15 protein-coding genes are annotated in these 17,305 nt (G+C 50.6%); all 15 read left to right on the top strand.

What is annotated here, in order from left to right; all coding sequences use genetic code 11:
• Positions 1–23: 23 nt before the first annotated feature.
• Positions 24–887: a translation elongation factor Ts gene (tsf, locus tag AZF00_RS12490; protein ID WP_008248854.1), complete on the top strand. Its 864-nt coding sequence runs from the start codon at positions 24–26 to the stop codon at positions 885–887.
• 90 nt (positions 888–977) lie between these two features.
• Complete coding sequence (gene pyrH, locus AZF00_RS12485; RefSeq protein WP_008248856.1) at positions 978–1,730, top strand: UMP kinase; 753 nt, start codon at positions 978–980, stop codon at positions 1,728–1,730.
• Positions 1,727–2,284 carry a ribosome recycling factor gene (gene frr, locus AZF00_RS12480; protein ID WP_008248857.1) on the top strand — a complete coding sequence of 186 codons (558 nt, stop codon included), beginning with the start codon at positions 1,727–1,729 and terminating at the stop codon, positions 2,282–2,284. The genes pyrH and frr overlap by 4 nt, the downstream gene beginning before the upstream one ends.
• 18 nt (positions 2,285–2,302) lie before the next feature.
• Positions 2,303–3,040, top strand: a complete 738-nt coding sequence (gene uppS, locus AZF00_RS12475; RefSeq protein ID WP_008248859.1) for a polyprenyl diphosphate synthase — start codon at positions 2,303–2,305, stop codon at positions 3,038–3,040.
• 34 nt (positions 3,041–3,074) lie between these two features.
• The gene (locus tag AZF00_RS12470; RefSeq protein ID WP_008248864.1) at positions 3,075–3,911 is read left to right on the top strand and encodes a phosphatidate cytidylyltransferase; all 837 of its coding nucleotides are present in this window, start codon (positions 3,075–3,077) and stop codon (positions 3,909–3,911) included.
• Positions 3,911–5,089 carry a 1-deoxy-D-xylulose-5-phosphate reductoisomerase gene (gene ispC / locus AZF00_RS12465; RefSeq protein ID WP_008248865.1) on the top strand — a complete coding sequence of 393 codons (1,179 nt, stop codon included), beginning with the start codon at positions 3,911–3,913 and terminating at the stop codon, positions 5,087–5,089. Before AZF00_RS12470 ends, ispC begins: the two co-directional genes overlap by 1 nt.
• 64 nt (positions 5,090–5,153) lie before the next feature.
• On the top strand, positions 5,154–6,512 hold the full coding sequence (gene rseP / locus AZF00_RS12460) for an RIP metalloprotease RseP (protein WP_008248866.1): 1,359 nt from the start codon (positions 5,154–5,156) through the stop codon (positions 6,510–6,512).
• A gap of 90 nt (positions 6,513–6,602) precedes the next feature.
• Positions 6,603–9,191, top strand: coding sequence for an outer membrane protein assembly factor BamA (gene bamA / locus AZF00_RS12455; RefSeq protein ID WP_008248868.1), 2,589 nt, complete (start codon positions 6,603–6,605; stop codon positions 9,189–9,191).
• Positions 9,192–9,222: 31 nt separating this feature from the next.
• Positions 9,223–9,732: an OmpH/Skp family outer membrane protein gene (locus AZF00_RS12450; RefSeq protein ID WP_008248870.1), complete on the top strand. Its 510-nt coding sequence runs from the start codon at positions 9,223–9,225 to the stop codon at positions 9,730–9,732.
• Positions 9,732–10,775, top strand: a complete 1,044-nt coding sequence (lpxD, locus tag AZF00_RS12445; protein ID WP_008248873.1) for a UDP-3-O-(3-hydroxymyristoyl)glucosamine N-acyltransferase — start codon at positions 9,732–9,734, stop codon at positions 10,773–10,775. Before AZF00_RS12450 ends, lpxD begins: the two co-directional genes overlap by 1 nt.
• A gap of 6 nt (positions 10,776–10,781) precedes the next feature.
• Positions 10,782–11,222 carry a 3-hydroxyacyl-ACP dehydratase FabZ gene (gene fabZ / locus AZF00_RS12440; protein ID WP_040803356.1) on the top strand — a complete coding sequence of 147 codons (441 nt, stop codon included), beginning with the start codon at positions 10,782–10,784 and terminating at the stop codon, positions 11,220–11,222.
• Complete coding sequence (gene lpxA, locus AZF00_RS12435; RefSeq protein WP_008248876.1) at positions 11,219–12,022, top strand: acyl-ACP--UDP-N-acetylglucosamine O-acyltransferase; 804 nt, start codon at positions 11,219–11,221, stop codon at positions 12,020–12,022. Before fabZ ends, lpxA begins: the two co-directional genes overlap by 4 nt.
• A 34-nt stretch (positions 12,023–12,056) precedes the next feature.
• On the top strand, positions 12,057–13,214 hold the full coding sequence (gene lpxB, locus AZF00_RS12430; protein ID WP_008248877.1) for a lipid-A-disaccharide synthase: 1,158 nt from the start codon (positions 12,057–12,059) through the stop codon (positions 13,212–13,214).
• Complete coding sequence (rnhB, locus tag AZF00_RS12425) at positions 13,201–13,812, top strand: ribonuclease HII (RefSeq protein WP_008248878.1); 612 nt, start codon at positions 13,201–13,203, stop codon at positions 13,810–13,812. The genes lpxB and rnhB overlap by 14 nt, the downstream gene beginning before the upstream one ends.
• On the top strand, positions 13,812–17,297 hold the full coding sequence (gene dnaE, locus AZF00_RS12420; RefSeq protein ID WP_008248879.1) for a DNA polymerase III subunit alpha: 3,486 nt from the start codon (positions 13,812–13,814) through the stop codon (positions 17,295–17,297). The genes rnhB and dnaE overlap by 1 nt, the downstream gene beginning before the upstream one ends.
• The last annotated feature ends 8 nt before the right edge of the window (positions 17,298–17,305 follow it).

The following is a 17,305-nucleotide window of genomic DNA, read 5'->3' as shown; positions in this document are numbered from 1 at the left end:
AGCTCAAATACGAGGATTTTAGGATGGCTGTATCAGCATCAATGGTTAAAGAATTACGCGATCGCACTGGCTTGGGCATGATGGAGTGTAAAAAAGCACTCAATGAGTCCAATGGCGACATCGATTTGGCAATTGAAGAGTTGCGTAAATCAAGCGGCATGAAGGCGGCTAAAAAGGCTGGTCGTACTGCTGCTGATGGCGTTGTGACGACTAAGGTTGCCGAAGACGGTAGCTACGGCGTGGTTGTTGAAGTGAACAGTGAAACTGACTTCGCTGCACGCGAGCCGGGCTTTCAGGCGTTTGCCGCGCTGGTTACTGATAAAGTGTTCGCCACTAAAGAAACCGATATTGCTGTGCTGATGGCCGGTGAATTGGAATCTGCACGTGAAGCGCTGGTTCAGAAAATTGGTGAGAACATTGGTGTGCGTCGCGCATTGGTCGTTACTGCTGAAGATGGCGTAGTTGATAGCTATGTTCACTCTAATAACCGTATCGCGGTATTGGTTGCCCTGAAAGGCGGTGACGCTGAACTGGCTCGCGATGTGGCAATGCATGTTGCTGCGGTTAACCCGCGCGTTGCTAAAGCGGAAGACATGCCTGCGGAAGAAATCGAGAAAGAGCGTGAGATTTTCACTGCTCAAGCGGCAGAAAGCGGCAAGCCTGCTGAGATCATTGAAAAAATGATCGACGGCCGTATTCGCAAGTTCTTGTCTGAAAGCTCACTGGTTGATCAGGCCTTTGTTAAGGATCCTGAAGTAACAGTAGGCAAGTTGCTGAAAAGCAGCAGTGCAGATATACAAGAATTTGTCCGCTTTGAAGTGGGTGAAGGTATAGAGAAAGAAGAAGTGGATTTTGCCGCCGAGGTGGCTGCTCAGCTGAAAGGCTAAGCCACTCAGTAAAACGGGGCCTACGGGCCCCGATTTACTATAGGCGATATACAAATCTTAAAAATATCGTGCAATGTGGTGGGGTAGGAAATGTCTAGCGTAAGCCGGGATAAGAAATACAAGCGCATACTTCTGAAGTTAAGTGGCGAGGCTCTGATGGGGAGTCTGGGGTTTGGAATTGACCCCAAGGTCTTGGACCGCATGGCGCTGGAAGTAGGGCAATTGGTTGGTATTGGTGTGCAGGTTGGTCTGGTGGTGGGCGGCGGGAATTTGTTCCGTGGCGCGGCATTGCAGACGGCGGGGCTCGACAGAGTGACCGGCGACCACATGGGCATGCTGGCCACGGTCATGAATGCACTGGCGCTGCGTGACGCGCTGGAGCGTAGTAATATAAAATCTTCAGTGATGTCGGCCATACCCATGAGTGGTGTCGTCGATCACTATGATCGTCGTAAAGCGATTAGGGCCTTGAGCCGTGGTGAGGTGGTGATTTTTGCCGCGGGTACCGGTAATCCGTTTTTTACTACCGACTCAGCGGCGTGTCTGCGCGGTATTGAAATGGATGCCGACTTGGTATTGAAAGCAACCAAGGTTGATGGCGTTTACAGTGCAGACCCAATGCTTGACCCAAGTGCGGTTAAATACGATTACCTCAGCTATGATGAGGTCTTGGATAAAAAGCTCGAGGTAATGGATCTTACGGCCATCTGTTTGTGCCGGGATCATAATATGCCTTTGCGAGTATTTGCGATGGAGCAGCAGGGTGCTCTTTTGAATATTGTTGTTGGTGGCGAAGAAGGAACGCTAGTGGCCGCCACTAAGCGCGAGGAGAAGACAGCGTGATTAATGAACTGAAAGAAGACGCCAAAGTACGTATGGCTAAGGCCGTTGAGGCGCTAGGCAGCAACTTTAACAAAATTCGTACCGGTCGCGCGCATCCGAGCCTGCTCGACGGTGTGCGCGTGTCTTATTACGGTACCGATACACCGCTATCGCAAGTGGCTAATATTGGTATTGAAGATGCGCGGACTCTAACTGTCACGCCCTGGGAAAAGAATATTGTTCCCGACGTGGAAAAGGCCTTGATGAAGTCAGACTTGGGTTTAAACCCGAGCACCGCCGGTAGTGTTATCCGCATTCCTATGGCGATGCTGACTGAGGAGACCCGTAAGGGCTATATCAAGACTGCACGCCATGAAGCAGAGAGTGCGCGAGTGTCGATTCGCAATGCGCGCCGTGATGTGTTGTCTGATATTAAAGACTTGCTTAAAGAAAAAGAAATTAGCGAAGACGATGAGCGTCGCGCTCAAGACGAAGTTCAGAAAATCACCGACCAATTTATTGCGGAAGTCGACAAGGCGCTTGCAGCCAAAGAAACTGACCTGATGGTTATCTAAGCGGCGAAAATCCTTGTCATGGCAGTATCTACGCGGCCAGCCGCATCTCCAAGTATTCCTCGTCACGTTGCCATCATTATGGATGGCAACAATCGGTGGGCCAAAGGCCAGGGGCTCAAGTCTTCGGCTGGGCATCGTGCTGGTGTTGAGGTCATTCGGCCGCTGCTGAAGCTGGTTCGCGAACGAGGCGTCGAGATCGTGACCTTGTTTGCTTTTTCCAGCGAGAACTGGCAGCGGCCGAGTCTTGAAGTGCAGGCTCTAATGCGCTTGTTTTCAAATTACCTAGACTCGGAAACTAAACAGCTTCACGCCGATGGTGTGCGCATTCGTTTTATTGGCAAGCGCGATCAATTCTCGGCAAGTCTGCGCAAGCAAATGGACTACAGCGAGCAATTAACCCGGTTTAATCGCGATACCCAGCTGGTGATCGCTGTCGATTACGGTGGTCAGTGGGATATTGTGAGTGCAGCGAAATCGCTGGCAGAGCAAGTGCAGGCCGGCACACTGGCGCTTGACGATTTTGATGTCGCATTGTTTGATCGGCATATGTCTTTGGCTGATGTCCCCAAGCCAGATCTTTGCATTCGCACAGCGGGTGAGCAGCGTATTAGCAACTTCTTGCTGTGGCAGCTGGCGTATAGTGAACTGTATTTCACCGATTGTTTTTGGCCAGATTTCGACGCGGCGGAGTTAGATCGGGCTTTGCGGGCTTACGCTCAGCGGGACCGACGTTTCGGTGGGCGAGACGAAGAATAATAATGCGGCCATTACAGATTAAGGGAGTCAAATTATGCTAAAGCAGCGGATCATCACTGCGGTGCTGATCGTATTAGCGCTTTTTGCGGCCTTGGCATATTTGTCAGTGCCAGCGTTATCTGGTGTTTTTGCGCTAGCGGTATTAATGGCTGCATGGGAGTGGGCGAATCTTAGCGGTTTTGCTAGCCGCACGGGTCGCAGCATATATGTTGCGGTGTGCGCGCTGGGCATGGCTTTGCTGGCCTGGCAGTCTGGTCTGTACGCCGAGCAAAACTTTTTGGTGTTGCGCGAGATATTTATTGCCGCTTGTTTGTGGTGGGCTATTGCTCTGTTGTGGGTTAAAGCTTACCCCTTAAGCTCCGGTCTGTGGGGTTCTAAAGGGGCGCGCAGCGTAATGGGTTTGTTGGTGTTGGTGCCCGCGTGGTTGGCACTGAGCTATTTGCGGAGTTTGTCCGAAGGCGTCTATCTCATTCTGGTGGTGATTGGCTTGGTTGTGGCGGCCGATGTCGGTGCTTATTTTACCGGGCGGGCGTTCGGTAAGGCGAAGTTGGCGCCTGCAGTGAGTCCAGGCAAGTCTTGGGCCGGGTTTTGGGGCGGTTTGGCCAGTTGCCTGACCCTAATGGCGATTTTGTGGCGAATTTGGCCCGATGGTATGCCAATAAGCTTGCCAGCGGCATTGGGCCTAGCTCTGGTCACCGGTTTGGCGTCAGTACTGGGTGATTTGTTGGAAAGTATGATTAAGCGCCATCGGGGCATTAAAGACAGTGGAAACCTGCTGCCCGGGCACGGCGGCATTATGGATCGGATCGACAGTATTACTGCCGCCGCACCGGTGTTTGCGCTTGGGCTTATTGTCGCGGGATGGGTGTAATGCAGTCAGTTACAGTGCTGGGCTCAACTGGCTCCATTGGTATTAGCACGCTAGATGTACTTGCCCGTCACCCAGATCGTTATTCTGTTTACGCGCTTACGGCCAATACCAGTGTGGACGAGCTGTTTGCTCAAGTTATGGCGTTTGCTCCACGCTACGCTGTTTTACGTGAAGAGGCTGTGGCTGGGGCATTCGCCGAGCGGCTTCGCGCCGCAGGTAGTAAGGCAGAAGTGTTGAGCGGCGAAACGGGTTTGTGTGAGGTCGCGGCTGCGGCTGATATCACAATGGCGGCGATTGTCGGCGCAGCCGGTTTGTTGCCGACGCTGGCGGCCGTAGAAGCCGGTAAAAAGGTCTTGTTAGCCAACAAAGAGTCGCTGGTGATGGCCGGGCAGCTGTTTATTGACGCGGTCGCTAAAAGCGGTGCCACCTTGCTGCCTATCGACAGCGAGCATAATGCTATTTTCCAATGCTTACCCCTAGCGGCAGAGGGTGGCATTAAAGCCCAGGGTGTCCAGCGGATATTGCTAACCGGTTCTGGTGGGCCATTTCGTGCTACGCCCCTCGCTGACCTTGCTAGCGTTACGCCAGACCAAGCGTGTGCCCACCCTAACTGGTCGATGGGGCGCAAAATTTCGGTCGATTCTGCGACCATGATGAATAAAGGTCTTGAGCTCATCGAAGCCTGCTGGCTGTTTCAGACCGACCCCGCCACCATTGAGATTATTGTTCACCCCCAGAGTGTCATTCACTCCATGGTGGAGTATGTAGATGGCTCGGTATTGGCGCAATTGGGTAACCCCGATATGCGGACCCCTATTGCCCATGCGTTAGCATGGCCACAGCGTATTCATTCTGGGGTCTCGAGTCTGGATATCATAAGTCAGGCTCGTCTCGATTTTGAAGCGCCAGACGAAGAGCGTTTCCCTTGTTTACGCTTGGCCAGAGATGCCGCTATTCGCGGCGGCACAGCGCCAGCAGTATTAAATGCGGCAAACGAAATTGCAGTGGCGGCATTTTTGGATGGTAAACTCGCCTTTGTTGATATCGCGCAGGTCATTGCTGACGTGATGGCGCAGACAAATATTGGTGAACCCCAGTCTTTGCTTGATGTCCAAGCTGCGGACTCCGCAGCGAGGGCCTTAGCTGTTGATCTTATTAGCGCTAAAATTCGGACTTAGTACGTAATATAATGAAATGCTTTTTACCAAGGCTGCTTACAGGCTCAGATAAGGGACGACAGGCGTGCTAGATATTTTGCAAACAATTTTGGTCACGATAGCAACCTTGGCAATACTGGTTGCTGTGCATGAGTACGGTCACTTTTGGATGGCGAGACGCTGCGGCGTTAAAGTCTTGCGATTTTCTGTGGGCTTTGGTCGTCCCTTGCTTACCTGGACTGATCGCCGCGGTACGGAGTTTGTCGTTGCCGGTATTCCGCTAGGCGGCTACGTCAAAATGTTGGACGAACGGGAAGCCCCGGTTCCCGCTGAGTTGCAAAGCCAGGCATTTAATCGCGCTACCCCAAAATCACGGATTGCGATTGCGGCGGCTGGACCGCTGGCGAATATCGTATTGGCGATTTTTGTATACTGGCTGATATTTTTAAATGGTGTGACGGGCGTTGCGCCCATTGTGGCTGAAGTTGAGGCAGGATCTCTCGCGGCGCGAGCTGGGATTGTTGCAGGGCAGGAGTTTATCGCAGTAGATGGCACGGCGACGCCGACCTGGGAGACCCTGCAAATGCAGCTGTTAGAGCGCATTGGCGAGGACGGCGATATTCATTTGTCGCTCAAGTATCCCGACTCGGATCTGGTTTACGAGAGCACGGTAGCGCTAAGTGGCTGGATGCAAGGTGTCGAGGAACCCAATCCCGTTCGGGAATTAGGCGTGACCCTGTATACCCCGGCGCTGTTGCCAACGCTGGATAAAATTATGCCAGATAGTCCCGCCGAGCGTGCAGGCCTTCAGTCGGGCGATGTGGTATTGGCTATTGATGGTAAGGACGTTGCTAGTTGGTCTGAATGGGTTGAATATGTGCGGGGCATACCTGAGCAAAGTGCTACGCTCTTGGTTGATCGCAATGGTCAGCAGCGCCAGTTACAGATTACCCCAGAACGCAAACTCGACGAATCTGCCAATGCATACGGCTATGTGGGCGTCAGTGTTGCGATGCCAGAATGGCCGAAAGAGATGCAGCGCAAGGTAGAATACGGTCTTTTGGGGGCAGCAGTAGCGGCAGTCGATAAAACTTGGCAGATGAGCGCATTTACATTGACATCTATTAAAAAGATGCTGACTGGGCTGTTATCACCAAAAAACTTGAGTGGGCCTATAACCATTGCTAAAGTGGCCAGCTCCTCAGTGCAGTACGGCTTTTTTTCTTGGCTGACGTTTTTAGCGCTATTGAGTGTTAGTCTTGCCGTATTGAATTTACTGCCAATTCCAGTATTGGACGGTGGACATATAGTTTACGCGCTTTTTGAATGGCTGACCGGTAAGCCCGTCGCTGAACAAGTTCAGATCTGGGCGAATCAGCTGGGCTTGGTGTTGGTAGTTTTTGTCATGGTATTTGCTTTATATAACGATGTGTTGCGGCTGTAATTTTTGGTCTATGCGATGCTTTTTATCTTACATATTGGCGCTGTTGGTTATGTTTTGGCAGTCGCCCCGAGCCTTGGTTTTTAGCTGTTGATGAAACGCCTTTTAGCACTTAGTCTTTTTCTGTGGTCGGCGAGCTTTTTCGCCTCGGCCCAAGATTCACTCGCAGTGACGGATATCCGTATTGAGGGTTTGCAACGAATTTCATCGGAAACGGTGTTTTCGGCGCTGCCCATCAGTGTCGGTGACCAAATTGAACCCCGGTCTTTAGCGAATGCATCGCGGGCCTTGTTCAATACTGGTAACTTCGACGATATTCAAATTGGTGTCGACGGCGATGTGTTGGTGGTGCGGGTGGTTGAACGGCCTGCAATCAGCGCGATTAGCTTGGAAGGCAACAAAGCGCTAGCGACAGAGGCCCTGATGGATGGTCTTAAAGGAGCGGGGCTGGCGGAAGGTCAAGTCTTTAAACGTTCGACGCTAGAAACCATGGGCATGGAGCTGACACGGCAGTACGTTTCTCAAGGGCGCTACGATGCCAGCATTGAAACCGATGTCGTTGCTGAACCTCGCAACCGCGTGTCAATCAGCATTATTATCGATGAAGGTAGCAACGCCACTATCGAGCACATCAATATTGTTGGCAACACCGTTTACGACGACGAGACCCTACTCGATTTATTTGAGTTGAAGACGGGCGGCATGTTTTCCTTCTTCAGCAGCGCAGACAAATACTCCCGCGAGAAGTTAAAAGGCGATCTCGAAAAACTCAATTCCTATTACTTGGATCGCGGCTATTTATTATTTAATGCTGACTCGGTTCAGGTGGCTATTAGCCCTAACCGCAAGTCAGTGTATATCACTGTAAATGTGGAAGAGGGTGAGAAATACACCGTTAGTGGTGCAGAACTGTCTGGCGATTTAGTATTGCCAGAAGACGACCTATCGCGGTTTGTTTTAGTTAAAGAAGGTCAGGTGTTCTCGCAAGCCTTAGTGACCAGCACCGAAGAGTTTTTGACGAAGCGCCTTGGTAATGAAGGCTACAACTTTGCTAAGGTTCGCGGTATTCCTGAACGCGATGAAGACGCGAAAACCGTTGCCCTCAAATTCTTTATTGATCCAGGCAAACGCACCTATGTGCGCCGTATTGATTTTGAAGGCAACGCGAGAACGTCTGACGAAGTATTGCGTCGGGAAATGCGCCAGTTTGAAGGGGCGCCAGCATCGGCGGATAAAATTGAAATGTCTCGGGTTCGCCTAGAGCGGCTCGGTTTCTTTAAAGAAGCTAAGGTCGATACCTTAGAAGTGCCAGGCACTGATGATTTAATCGACTTGCACTATAAGGTGGAAGAGCAGAGCTCTGGCAGCCTTGGCGCCAGCGTCGGCTTCTCCCAGGACAGCGGTCTCTTGTTGAGTGCCAATATTCAACAAAACAACTTTTTTGGTACGGGGCAGCAGGTTGGCTTTGGTGTGTCGCGCAGTGACTTCGCCACCAGCGTGAATTTCAATTATTTGGACCCGTACTTTACTGAAGACGGAGTGAGCCGTGGTTTCTCCGTGTTTTATCGCACCACCGACTACGAAGAAATTAACGTTGCGAGCTATACCACAGATACCTACGGCAGTAGCGTAAACTTTGGTTATCCTATTTCTGAAACTGAGCGTTTAGGATTTAATCTAGGCTTTAACCGCACATTGATTGAGGCGGGTGTCAGCGCGGTTAAAGAAATTAAAACCAGCCCGCGTCTTCTCGATATTATCGACAATTACTTTGTCAGTACTCGGGACGCAACGACCGGTAAATACACCGTAGCGGAAGTGCTGGAAAGTGTTGATTTGCTTCCTCCTGAAGCGTTAACCACTCCTGATGAGGAAGGCTTTTTAGATAAATACGGCGAGGAGTTTAATAATTTCACTGCTGGTATGTCTTGGCGCCAATCCACATTGAACCGAGGCTTATTAGCGACCCGCGGTGCGTCACAGTCGCTGTCGATTGAAGTTGCCGTGCCAGGCTCTGATCTGGAGTATTTCAAGTTAGGTTACGAAGGCCAGTTGTATGTGCCGATAACGAATAGCTTCACCTTTCGTTTCCGCACCCAGCTAGGTTATGGCGACGGCTATGGCGAGCTCGATCAGCTGCCGTTCTATGAAAACTTCTACGCCGGTGGTTTTGGTTCGGTTCGTGGCTATAAGAGTAATACCCTGGGGCCGCGTAGCTCGACCGCCGATATTTACCGTATCAGCCAAGCGGCAACCGCCATTGATGCAGATGGCAATGCCCGTGCTTTGTCGGCGCAAGGGGCTTATGTTTTAGACCCCGCTACCGGACTGCTTGTGATTGATAGTGCCAATTCCTATAATCGCGACCCTGACCCCTTTGGTGGCAATGTGTTGGTTGAGGGCAGTATTGAATTATTGTTCCCACTGCCTTTTGTGAAAGATCAGCGCTCAGTGCGCAGCGGCTTTTTCTTTGATGCCGGTAATGTGTTTAGTACGAGCTGTAGTACGAGTCAGCTCAACTGTACTACCCCCGGACTTTCGGATTTACGTTTTTCTGCTGGGGTGGGTGCAACGTGGATCACCGGGTTTGGACCGCTGACCTTCAGCTTGGGCCGAGCACTGAATCCAGAAAGAATTGACGATACTGAAATATTTCAGTTCTCATTGGGTCGTAGTTTCTAACTGATAGTAAAATAATGGATAGGAGTTTTTCATGAAGTTTTATAAGGTAGTTGCCGTTGCTGTTATGGCTCTTTGGGCTTGCGGTGCTGTTGCAGAAGGTCGGATCGCAGTATTTGATGTAGAAGCTGCGGTATTAAATACCGATATGGCGAAAAAGCGCTTAACCGCTATGCGCAATCAAGCTGACTACAAAAAGAATGTTTCTGAATTAGAATCTTTAAAGAAGAACTACGACAAGATTGTTGAGCAGTTCCAGAAAGATTTCGACATTCTTAGCGCAGAACAACGTCAAGCAACTAAGAACAAAATAGACGCCGCGCGCGCTGACGGCGAGCATTTAGCCCGTAAAATTGAAGGTGCTAATCAGCAGGAAGCTCAGTCTATTTTGCAAGAACTCGGACCAAAACTGCAGGCAATTCTGCCGCAGTTGGTTAAAGACGAAAACATCGGTCTGTTATTACCTCGAAAATCAGTACTTCACGCTGATAGCAGCTACGATATTACCGCTAAAGTGGCTGATAAGTTGAATAACGCTAAGTAATGTCCGGGGCGAAAACATTCAGCCTTGCTGAACTTGCGGCGGTCTTGGAATTAAATTTTCAAGGTGACGCCGCAACCAAGTTGGCCGGTATAGCGCCTCTTGCTACCGCCAACGCTGGTGATCTTAGTTTTTTATCAAATAGTAAATTTAAAGCTGCGCTGCAGAATAGCTCTGCCAGCGCGGTCATTCTTCATCCCGAACTTGCTGTCAATTATCGTGGTAACTGCTTGATTGCAGTCGACCCTTATCTCGCTTATGCAAAGGCAAGCGCCTTGTTTAACCCTTTGGAAAAGCCGCAGGCTGGAGTGCACCCCAGTGCGGTTGTTGTCGCCGAAGATGTCGATGACTCGGCGAGTATTGGTGCAAATTGTGTTGTTGAGAAAGGCGCGGTTATTGGGGCTGGCACCGTGCTGGGACCCGGTACGGTTATTGGTGCTAACTCACGAATAGGTAATAACTGTTATATTCACGCTAATGTGTCGATCTATCACGGCGTGAGTATTGGTAATGATGTTGTTATTCATTCCGGCGTGGTGATCGGGGCCGATGGTTTCGGTTTTGCGGCTAGCGTCCAGGGCTGGCAAAAAATTCATCAGCTGGGCGGCGTTAGAATTGGCGATCGAGTCGAAATCGGTGCTAATTCCTGCATTGATCGCGGTGCCTTAGAAGATACGGTTATTGGCGACGGTGTAATTTGTGATGATTACACGATGATTGCTCATAACGTTATTGTCGGGAATGGCACAGCAATGGCGGCGGCATGCCAGATTGCCGGTAGTACGGTTATCGGGGAGCGCTGTACTTTTGCCGGTAATGTGGGCGTGGTGGGGCATATAACAATTGCTGATCAGGTGCATATTACGGCCAGAACTTTAATTACTAAATCTATTACGAAGTCGGGCTCCTATTCTAGTGGCACAGGAATGATGGAGACGGGTGTTTGGCGGCGGAACGCTGCGCGATTTGCGAAGCTCGACGAATTATTTCGGCGAGTCATGTTTCTGGAAAAAAAGTTAAAAAAACAAGTAAAGGATGAAAGCTGAGTCATGCTGATGGACATCAATGAAGTTAAAGAATACCTACCGCAACGTTATCCGTTTCTTTTGGTTGATCGGGTACTTGAGCTTAAGCTCGGTGAATCAATCGTTGCCCTGAAAAATGTAACCGGTAATGAAAACCATTTTAATGGCCATTTCCCCGAGTTGCCAATTATGCCCGGTGTGTTAATTATCGAGGCCATGGCCCAAGCGGCGGGAATTCTAGGATTTAAAACCCTCGATAAAAAGCCGGCGGAAGGATCTATCTACATGTTCGCTGGCGTTGATAAAGCGCGCTTTAAGCGCCAGGTGGTGCCTGGAGATCAGCTTATACTCAAGGCGCAGTATGTGTCAGATAAAAGCGGCCTGTGGAAGTTTGAATGTCAAGCCTATGTGGAAGACAAGCTGGCGGCGTCTGCGACGATATTGTGTATCGACCGGAAGAGTAAGTGATTGTGACTGAAAATATCCACGCTACGGCTGTTATAGACCCACGTGCGATTATTGATCCCAGTGCGGTGATCGGTGCTGGGGTTAAAATTGGTCCGTGGACGATGGTTGGTCCCGATGTTGAAATTGGCGAAGCTTGCGAAATTCGCTCCCATGTTGTGCTAATGGGGCCGACGAAAATCGGTAAAAACAATCGTATTTTTCAGTTTTCGACTATTGGTGACGACACCCCAGACCTGAAATACAAGGGTGAGAAAACTGAACTCATCATTGGTGACGATAATGTGATTCGTGAAGGGGTGACGATACATCGTGGCACGATACAAGATCGCGGGAAAACGATAATAGGAAGTAAAAATTTACTGATGGCCTATGTTCACGTGGGTCATGACTCGGTGATTGGTGATAATTGTATCTTGGTAAATAATGCCTCGCTTGCTGGCCATGTTGTGGTCGGGGACTGGGCGATATTAAGCGGCTACACTCTTGTGCATCAGTTTTGCCATATTGGCGCCCATAGCTTTGCGGGTTTTGGCTGTGGTATCAGTAAAGACGTGCCAGCGTATGTTACGGTGAGCGGCACCCCAGCCCAGGCGAAAACAATCAATAGCGAAGGCCTAAAGCGCAGAGGCTTTACTGCCGAGAGCATTGCCGCAATTCGTCGCGCTTACAAAATTATTTATCGCCAGAATAATACGGTGGAAGAGGCATTGACGGCATTGGCGCCGCTGATCGCCGAATTTCCCGACGTGCAATTATTGGCGGACTCCTTGCAACAATCCCAGCGCGGTATTGTGCGCTAAACTGCGTTTTTCTGCTGCGTAACATGGCAATTCTATGACTGCATTACGAATCGGTATTATCGCCGGAGAAGCTTCCGGTGATATTTTAGGCGCTGATTTAATTCGCGCAATCAAATCACGTTACCCCAATGCTGAGTTCGAAGGCGTGGGTGGCCCGCTAATGATTGAGCAGGGTTGCCGCAGTCTCTGTGAAATGGACCGTCTGTCGGTAATGGGTATTGTCGAACCCCTTAAGCGCTTACCTGAATTGCTGCGCCTGCGTCGTTTCTTGAAATCTCATTTTTTAAGTTGGCAACCCGCTATAGTTATTGGTATCGACTCGCCGGATTTCACCTTAAATATAGAGCGCTATGTGCGTGAGCGCGGTATTAAAACACTGCACTATGTGAGTCCGTCGGTGTGGGCATGGCGGCAAGGCCGGGTAAAGGGGATCGCGAAGTCGGTGGATCATATGCTGACTTTGTTTCCTTTTGAAGAGCGCTTTTATCAAGAGCATGGTGTGCCGGTTACCTGTGTGGGCCACCCCTTAGCAGATCAGATTCCACTCACCGATCAGCGCAGTTCAGCCCGAGCGGAGCTGGACGTTGAAGACGGGCACCCAGTTTTGGCCATTTTACCCGGCAGCCGCAGCGGCGAAGTCGCTCAGCTGATTAGGCCATTTCTGGAGACCGCGCAATGGCTGCGCCGTGCCCAGCCCAATATTGAGTTTTTGATTCCCGCCGCCAATGCCGAGCGCAAAATCCAAATTTTGCAGGCGATTGGCGCATTCTCCCAAGACTTGCCGGTGCGGGTGGTGAGTGGTCAGTCGCGCACAGTGATGGCTGCGTCAGATGTCGTATTAATGGCTTCGGGCACCACTAGTTTAGAGGCACTGTTGCTGCAGCGTCCTATGGTTGTCGCGTATCGCTTTGGTAAGTGGTCTTATAAATTGCTGTCGCGCTTGGTTAAAACGCCGTTCTTTTCATTGCCAAACCTATTGGCTCAACGCGCGCTGGTACCTGAAGTCCTGCAGGACGAAGTGCGGGCCGAGGTCATGGGGCCACTGTTGCTGGAGCAGTTAAACAACGCCAATCATCGTGAAAGTTTGATTAATGAGTTTCAATGCATTCATCGCCAGCTTGCGCAAGCCGCAAGCGAACGGGCCGCCGATGTTGTTTTGGCCTGCGCCGGAGTGAGTAATGCCTCAGATTAATGATTTGTTTGCTGAATTTGATGTGCCCGAATTAACCGCCGGTGTGGACGAGGTAGGGCGAGGCCCTTTGTGTGGCGACGTCGTCACCGCCGCAGTAATTCTCGATCCGGCGCGACCGATCTCGGGTTTGAATGATTCTAAAAAGCTCACTGAAAAGCGCCGCGAAGCGCTTTTTGTTGAAATTCAGGAAAAGGCCCTGAGTTTTTGTATTGCCCGGGCTTCAGTGTCTGAGATAGATGAAATCAATATTTTACAGGCGAGTTTACTGGCGATGCATCGGGCCGTCGCTGGTTTGTCGGTTCAGCCGGAATATGTCTTAGTTGACGGCAACAAGGTGCCGAAATGGCCCTATAAGGCGGAGGCTGTGGTGAAGGGGGATAGCCGTGTTCCCGCTATTGCTGCGGCGTCTATCTTGGCAAAAGTGACGCGAGATCGTGAGATGGTCGCGTTTGACAGCGTTTACCCCGGTTACGGCATGGCTGGTCATAAGGGCTATCCTACTAAGGTACATATGGAGGCGCTGCAACGCTTAGGCGTGACCCCAATTCATCGCCGTAGCTACGCGCCTGTGCGTGCAATGCTGGAGTCGGAACAATGATGAATGACAGCTTTGTGCATTTAAGGGTGCACTCAGAGTACTCGCTTGTCGACGGCTTGGTTCGGGTTAAAGAGCTGACCAAACGAGTTGCCAAATTGGGTATGCCCGCGGTGGCGCTCACCGATTTAAATAATTTTTACGCTTTAATTAAGTTTCAAAAAGCGGCGATGGCGGCTGGGGTTAAACCCATTTTTGGCTGCGATTTGCTGATGCGCGATGACGATGACCCAGATCAGACCACGGTTATCTGTCTTCTGGCGCAAAATGAAAAAGGCTACCGCAATCTTACCGAGCTCATTTCTCGCGCGTATCAAGATGGCCAGTATTTGGGCAAGGCCTATGCGTACCGCAGTTGGATTGAACAGGCTAGCGAGGGCTTGATTGCCTTGTCAGGCGGTCGCGAGGGTGATGTTGGGCAAGCACTGCTCGCCGGGAAGGCTGATGTTGCGCAGCACAGCTTGTCGCGCTGGTTGGCGGTATTTCCCGACCGTTTTTATTTGGAGCTGCAGCGCACCGGCCGTCAAAACGAAGACGATTACATCCATGCGGCGATAGGCTTAGCTGAGCGCAATAACTGCCCTGTGGTTGCCACCAATGATGTTCGGTTTTTGGATGCCGGTGAGTTTGAAGCGCACGATGCTCGGGTATGTATTCGCGATGGCCGGGTTTTGGATGATCCGCGCAGGCCACGTAATTACAGCGACCAACAGTATTTGCGCAGCCCAGAAGACATGGCCGAGCTGTTTGCTGATATTCCAGAGGCGCTGCAAAACAGTGTGGAAATTGCCAAGCGCTGTAATTTGACTATTCAGCTAGGCACGTATTATTTGCCGGAATACCCAATACCTGAGGGCATGACCCAAGAGACTTACTTTCGTCAGCTGTGTCATGATGGTTTGGATCAACGTCTCGATTTTTTGTTTGACCGTAATTCGCCGGAATTTGAAGCGCACCAAAGCGAATATCGCGATCGTCTGGAATTTGAACTCAATGTTATCTTGCAGATGGGGTTTCCCGGCTATTTCCTGATCGTAATGGACTTTATTCAATGGGCTAAGGATCACGATATACCTGTTGGTCCCGGCCGTGGTTCTGGTGCCGGTTCGCTGGTTGCTTATGCGCTTAAAATTACCGATCTTGACCCTATTCAATACGATCTGCTGTTTGAGCGATTCCTGAATCCTGAGCGGGTATCCATGCCTGACTTTGATGTTGATTTTTGTATGGAAGGTCGGGATCGGGTTATCAATTATGTGGCGGATAATTACGGACGCGATGCGGTAAGTCAGATTATTACCTTTGGCACCATGGCGGCCAAGGCGGTGGTGCGCGACGTCGCTCGCGTTCAAGGCAAGGCCTATGGTCTGGCTGATAAACTTTCGAAAATGATTCCCTTTGAAGTGGGCATCACGCTTGAGAAAGCCTTTGAGCAGGAAGAGATTCTTAGAGAGTTTTTAGCCGCAGATGAACAAGCCCAAGAAATTTGGGATATGGCCACCCAGCTCGAAGGTGTGGTGCGGGGCGTGGGTAAGCACGCCGGTGGTGTAGTTATCGCGCCGTCTAAACTCACCGACTTTGCGCCGCTATATTGTGACGACGCGGGTGGTGGTTTGGTTACCCAGTTTGATAAGAGCGATGTTGAAGAAGCTGGGCTAGTTAAGTTCGACTTCTTGGGGCTGCGTACCCTCACCATCATTCACTGGGCATTAAAAATCGTGAACGCTCAGCGTGCCAAGCTGGGTGAAGATCCCCTCGATATTATGTCGATTCCGCTGCAGGATCGACCGACCTTCGAGATGCTAAAGCGCGCAGAAACCACCGCGGTGTTCCAGTTGGAATCCCGTGGTATGAAGGATTTGATCAAGCGGCTCCTGCCAGATTGCTTTGAAGATATTATCGCACTGGTGGCCCTGTTTCGTCCGGGTCCATTGCAGTCGGGCATGGTTGATGACTTTATTAACCGCAAGCACGGCCGCGCTGAGTTGGCCTATCCTCACCCTCAGTATCAGCACGAGTGTTTGAAGCCCGTGCTCGACCCAACTTACGGCATTATTCTGTATCAGGAGCAGGTTATGCAGATCGCCCAGGTAATGGGTGGTGTAAGTCTTGGTGGTGCCGACTTATTGCGCCGCGCCATGGGTAAGAAAAATGCTGCAGAAATGGATAAGCAGCGCAGCTTGTTTCAGACCGGTGCCGTCGAAAAGGGCTTCTCCGAAGAGCTGGCCTCCAATATTTTCGACTTGATGGAAAAGTTCGCAGGCTACGGTTTTAACAAATCGCACTCCGCTGCCTACGCCTTGGTCTCCTACCAAACTGCCTGGTTGAAAACCCATTATCCCGCGCCTTTTATGGCAGCGGTAATGAGCTCGGAATTAGACAATACCGACAAGATCGTTATCTTCATTGAAGAATGTCGGGAAATGAAACTGGACTATAAGCTGCCCTCGGTAAACGAAGGCGAGTATATGTTCACGGTGAATGATCGCGGCCAAATTGTATACGGGCTTGGTGCCATCAAAGGCTTGGGTGAAGGCCCAGTTGAAAATATCATTGCTGCTCGCAATGGCGGTGGGCCTTTTAAAAACCTTTTTGAATTTTGTGAACGCACCGATCCGCGCAAAGTGAATAAGCGCGCTATAGAAGCGCTTATTCGCTCAGGTGCCTTTGACGATCTAGGTGAAGATCGCGCGGTACTTATGGCGGCTATGCCCGATGCCGTGCAGGCTGCAGAGCAGGCGGCAAGTAATGCCGAAAGCGGCATGATGGATTTGTTTGGCGGTAGTCTCGCGGTTGAAGACGAGGGCGGTGATGTTTATGCAAGCTTCAAGAATGTAAGGCGCTGGACAACCAAAGAGCGTTTGCTAGGCGAAAAAGAAACACTTGGCCTTTATGTTACCGGACATCCGATTGATGATTACGAGGCTGAATTACGTCGCTTTGTGCCAAGGAAGATAGTCGACCTTAACCCTGAGAAGCATCCTCAGACCATTGCTGGCTTGGTGATGAGTACTCGCACCATGAAGAATAAGCGCGGCGATACTATGGCCTTTGTGCTGCTTGATGACCGCAGTGCACGAATTGAGGTTGCCTTATTCAGCGATGCCTACGATGAATGTCGGGAAAAACTCATAAAAGACACCGTAATTGTGGTTGAGGGTGTATGTAGCAACGACGAGTACAGCGGTGGCAAAAAAATGCGGGTGAAGGCGGTGCGCAGTATTGCCGAGGCGCGGGATCAGCACGCCCGAGAGCTGCAGCTGTCGGTGAGTGCGGATTTAGTAAATGACGACGCCATTGCCCGTTTAAAGGGCGCATTAAGTGTTGCCAAGGGCGGCCGCTGCCCAGTAGTGATAAATTATCAGCGACCTGAGGGTAGTGGTAAAATTCGACTTGGTGACAATTGGCGAATCCTGCCAAATGATGAGTTATTACTGCGCTTAGGTGAGGAGTGTGGCGCAAATAACGTGGTCATCAATTACGATTAACGTATAAT

It is taken from the genome of Zhongshania aliphaticivorans (genome assembly GCF_001586255.1).
GTDB lineage: Bacteria > Pseudomonadota > Gammaproteobacteria > Pseudomonadales > Spongiibacteraceae > Spongiibacter > Spongiibacter aliphaticivorans.
Note: the sequence above shows the minus strand (reverse complement) of the source record. Positions and strands in the feature narration are given on the sequence as shown.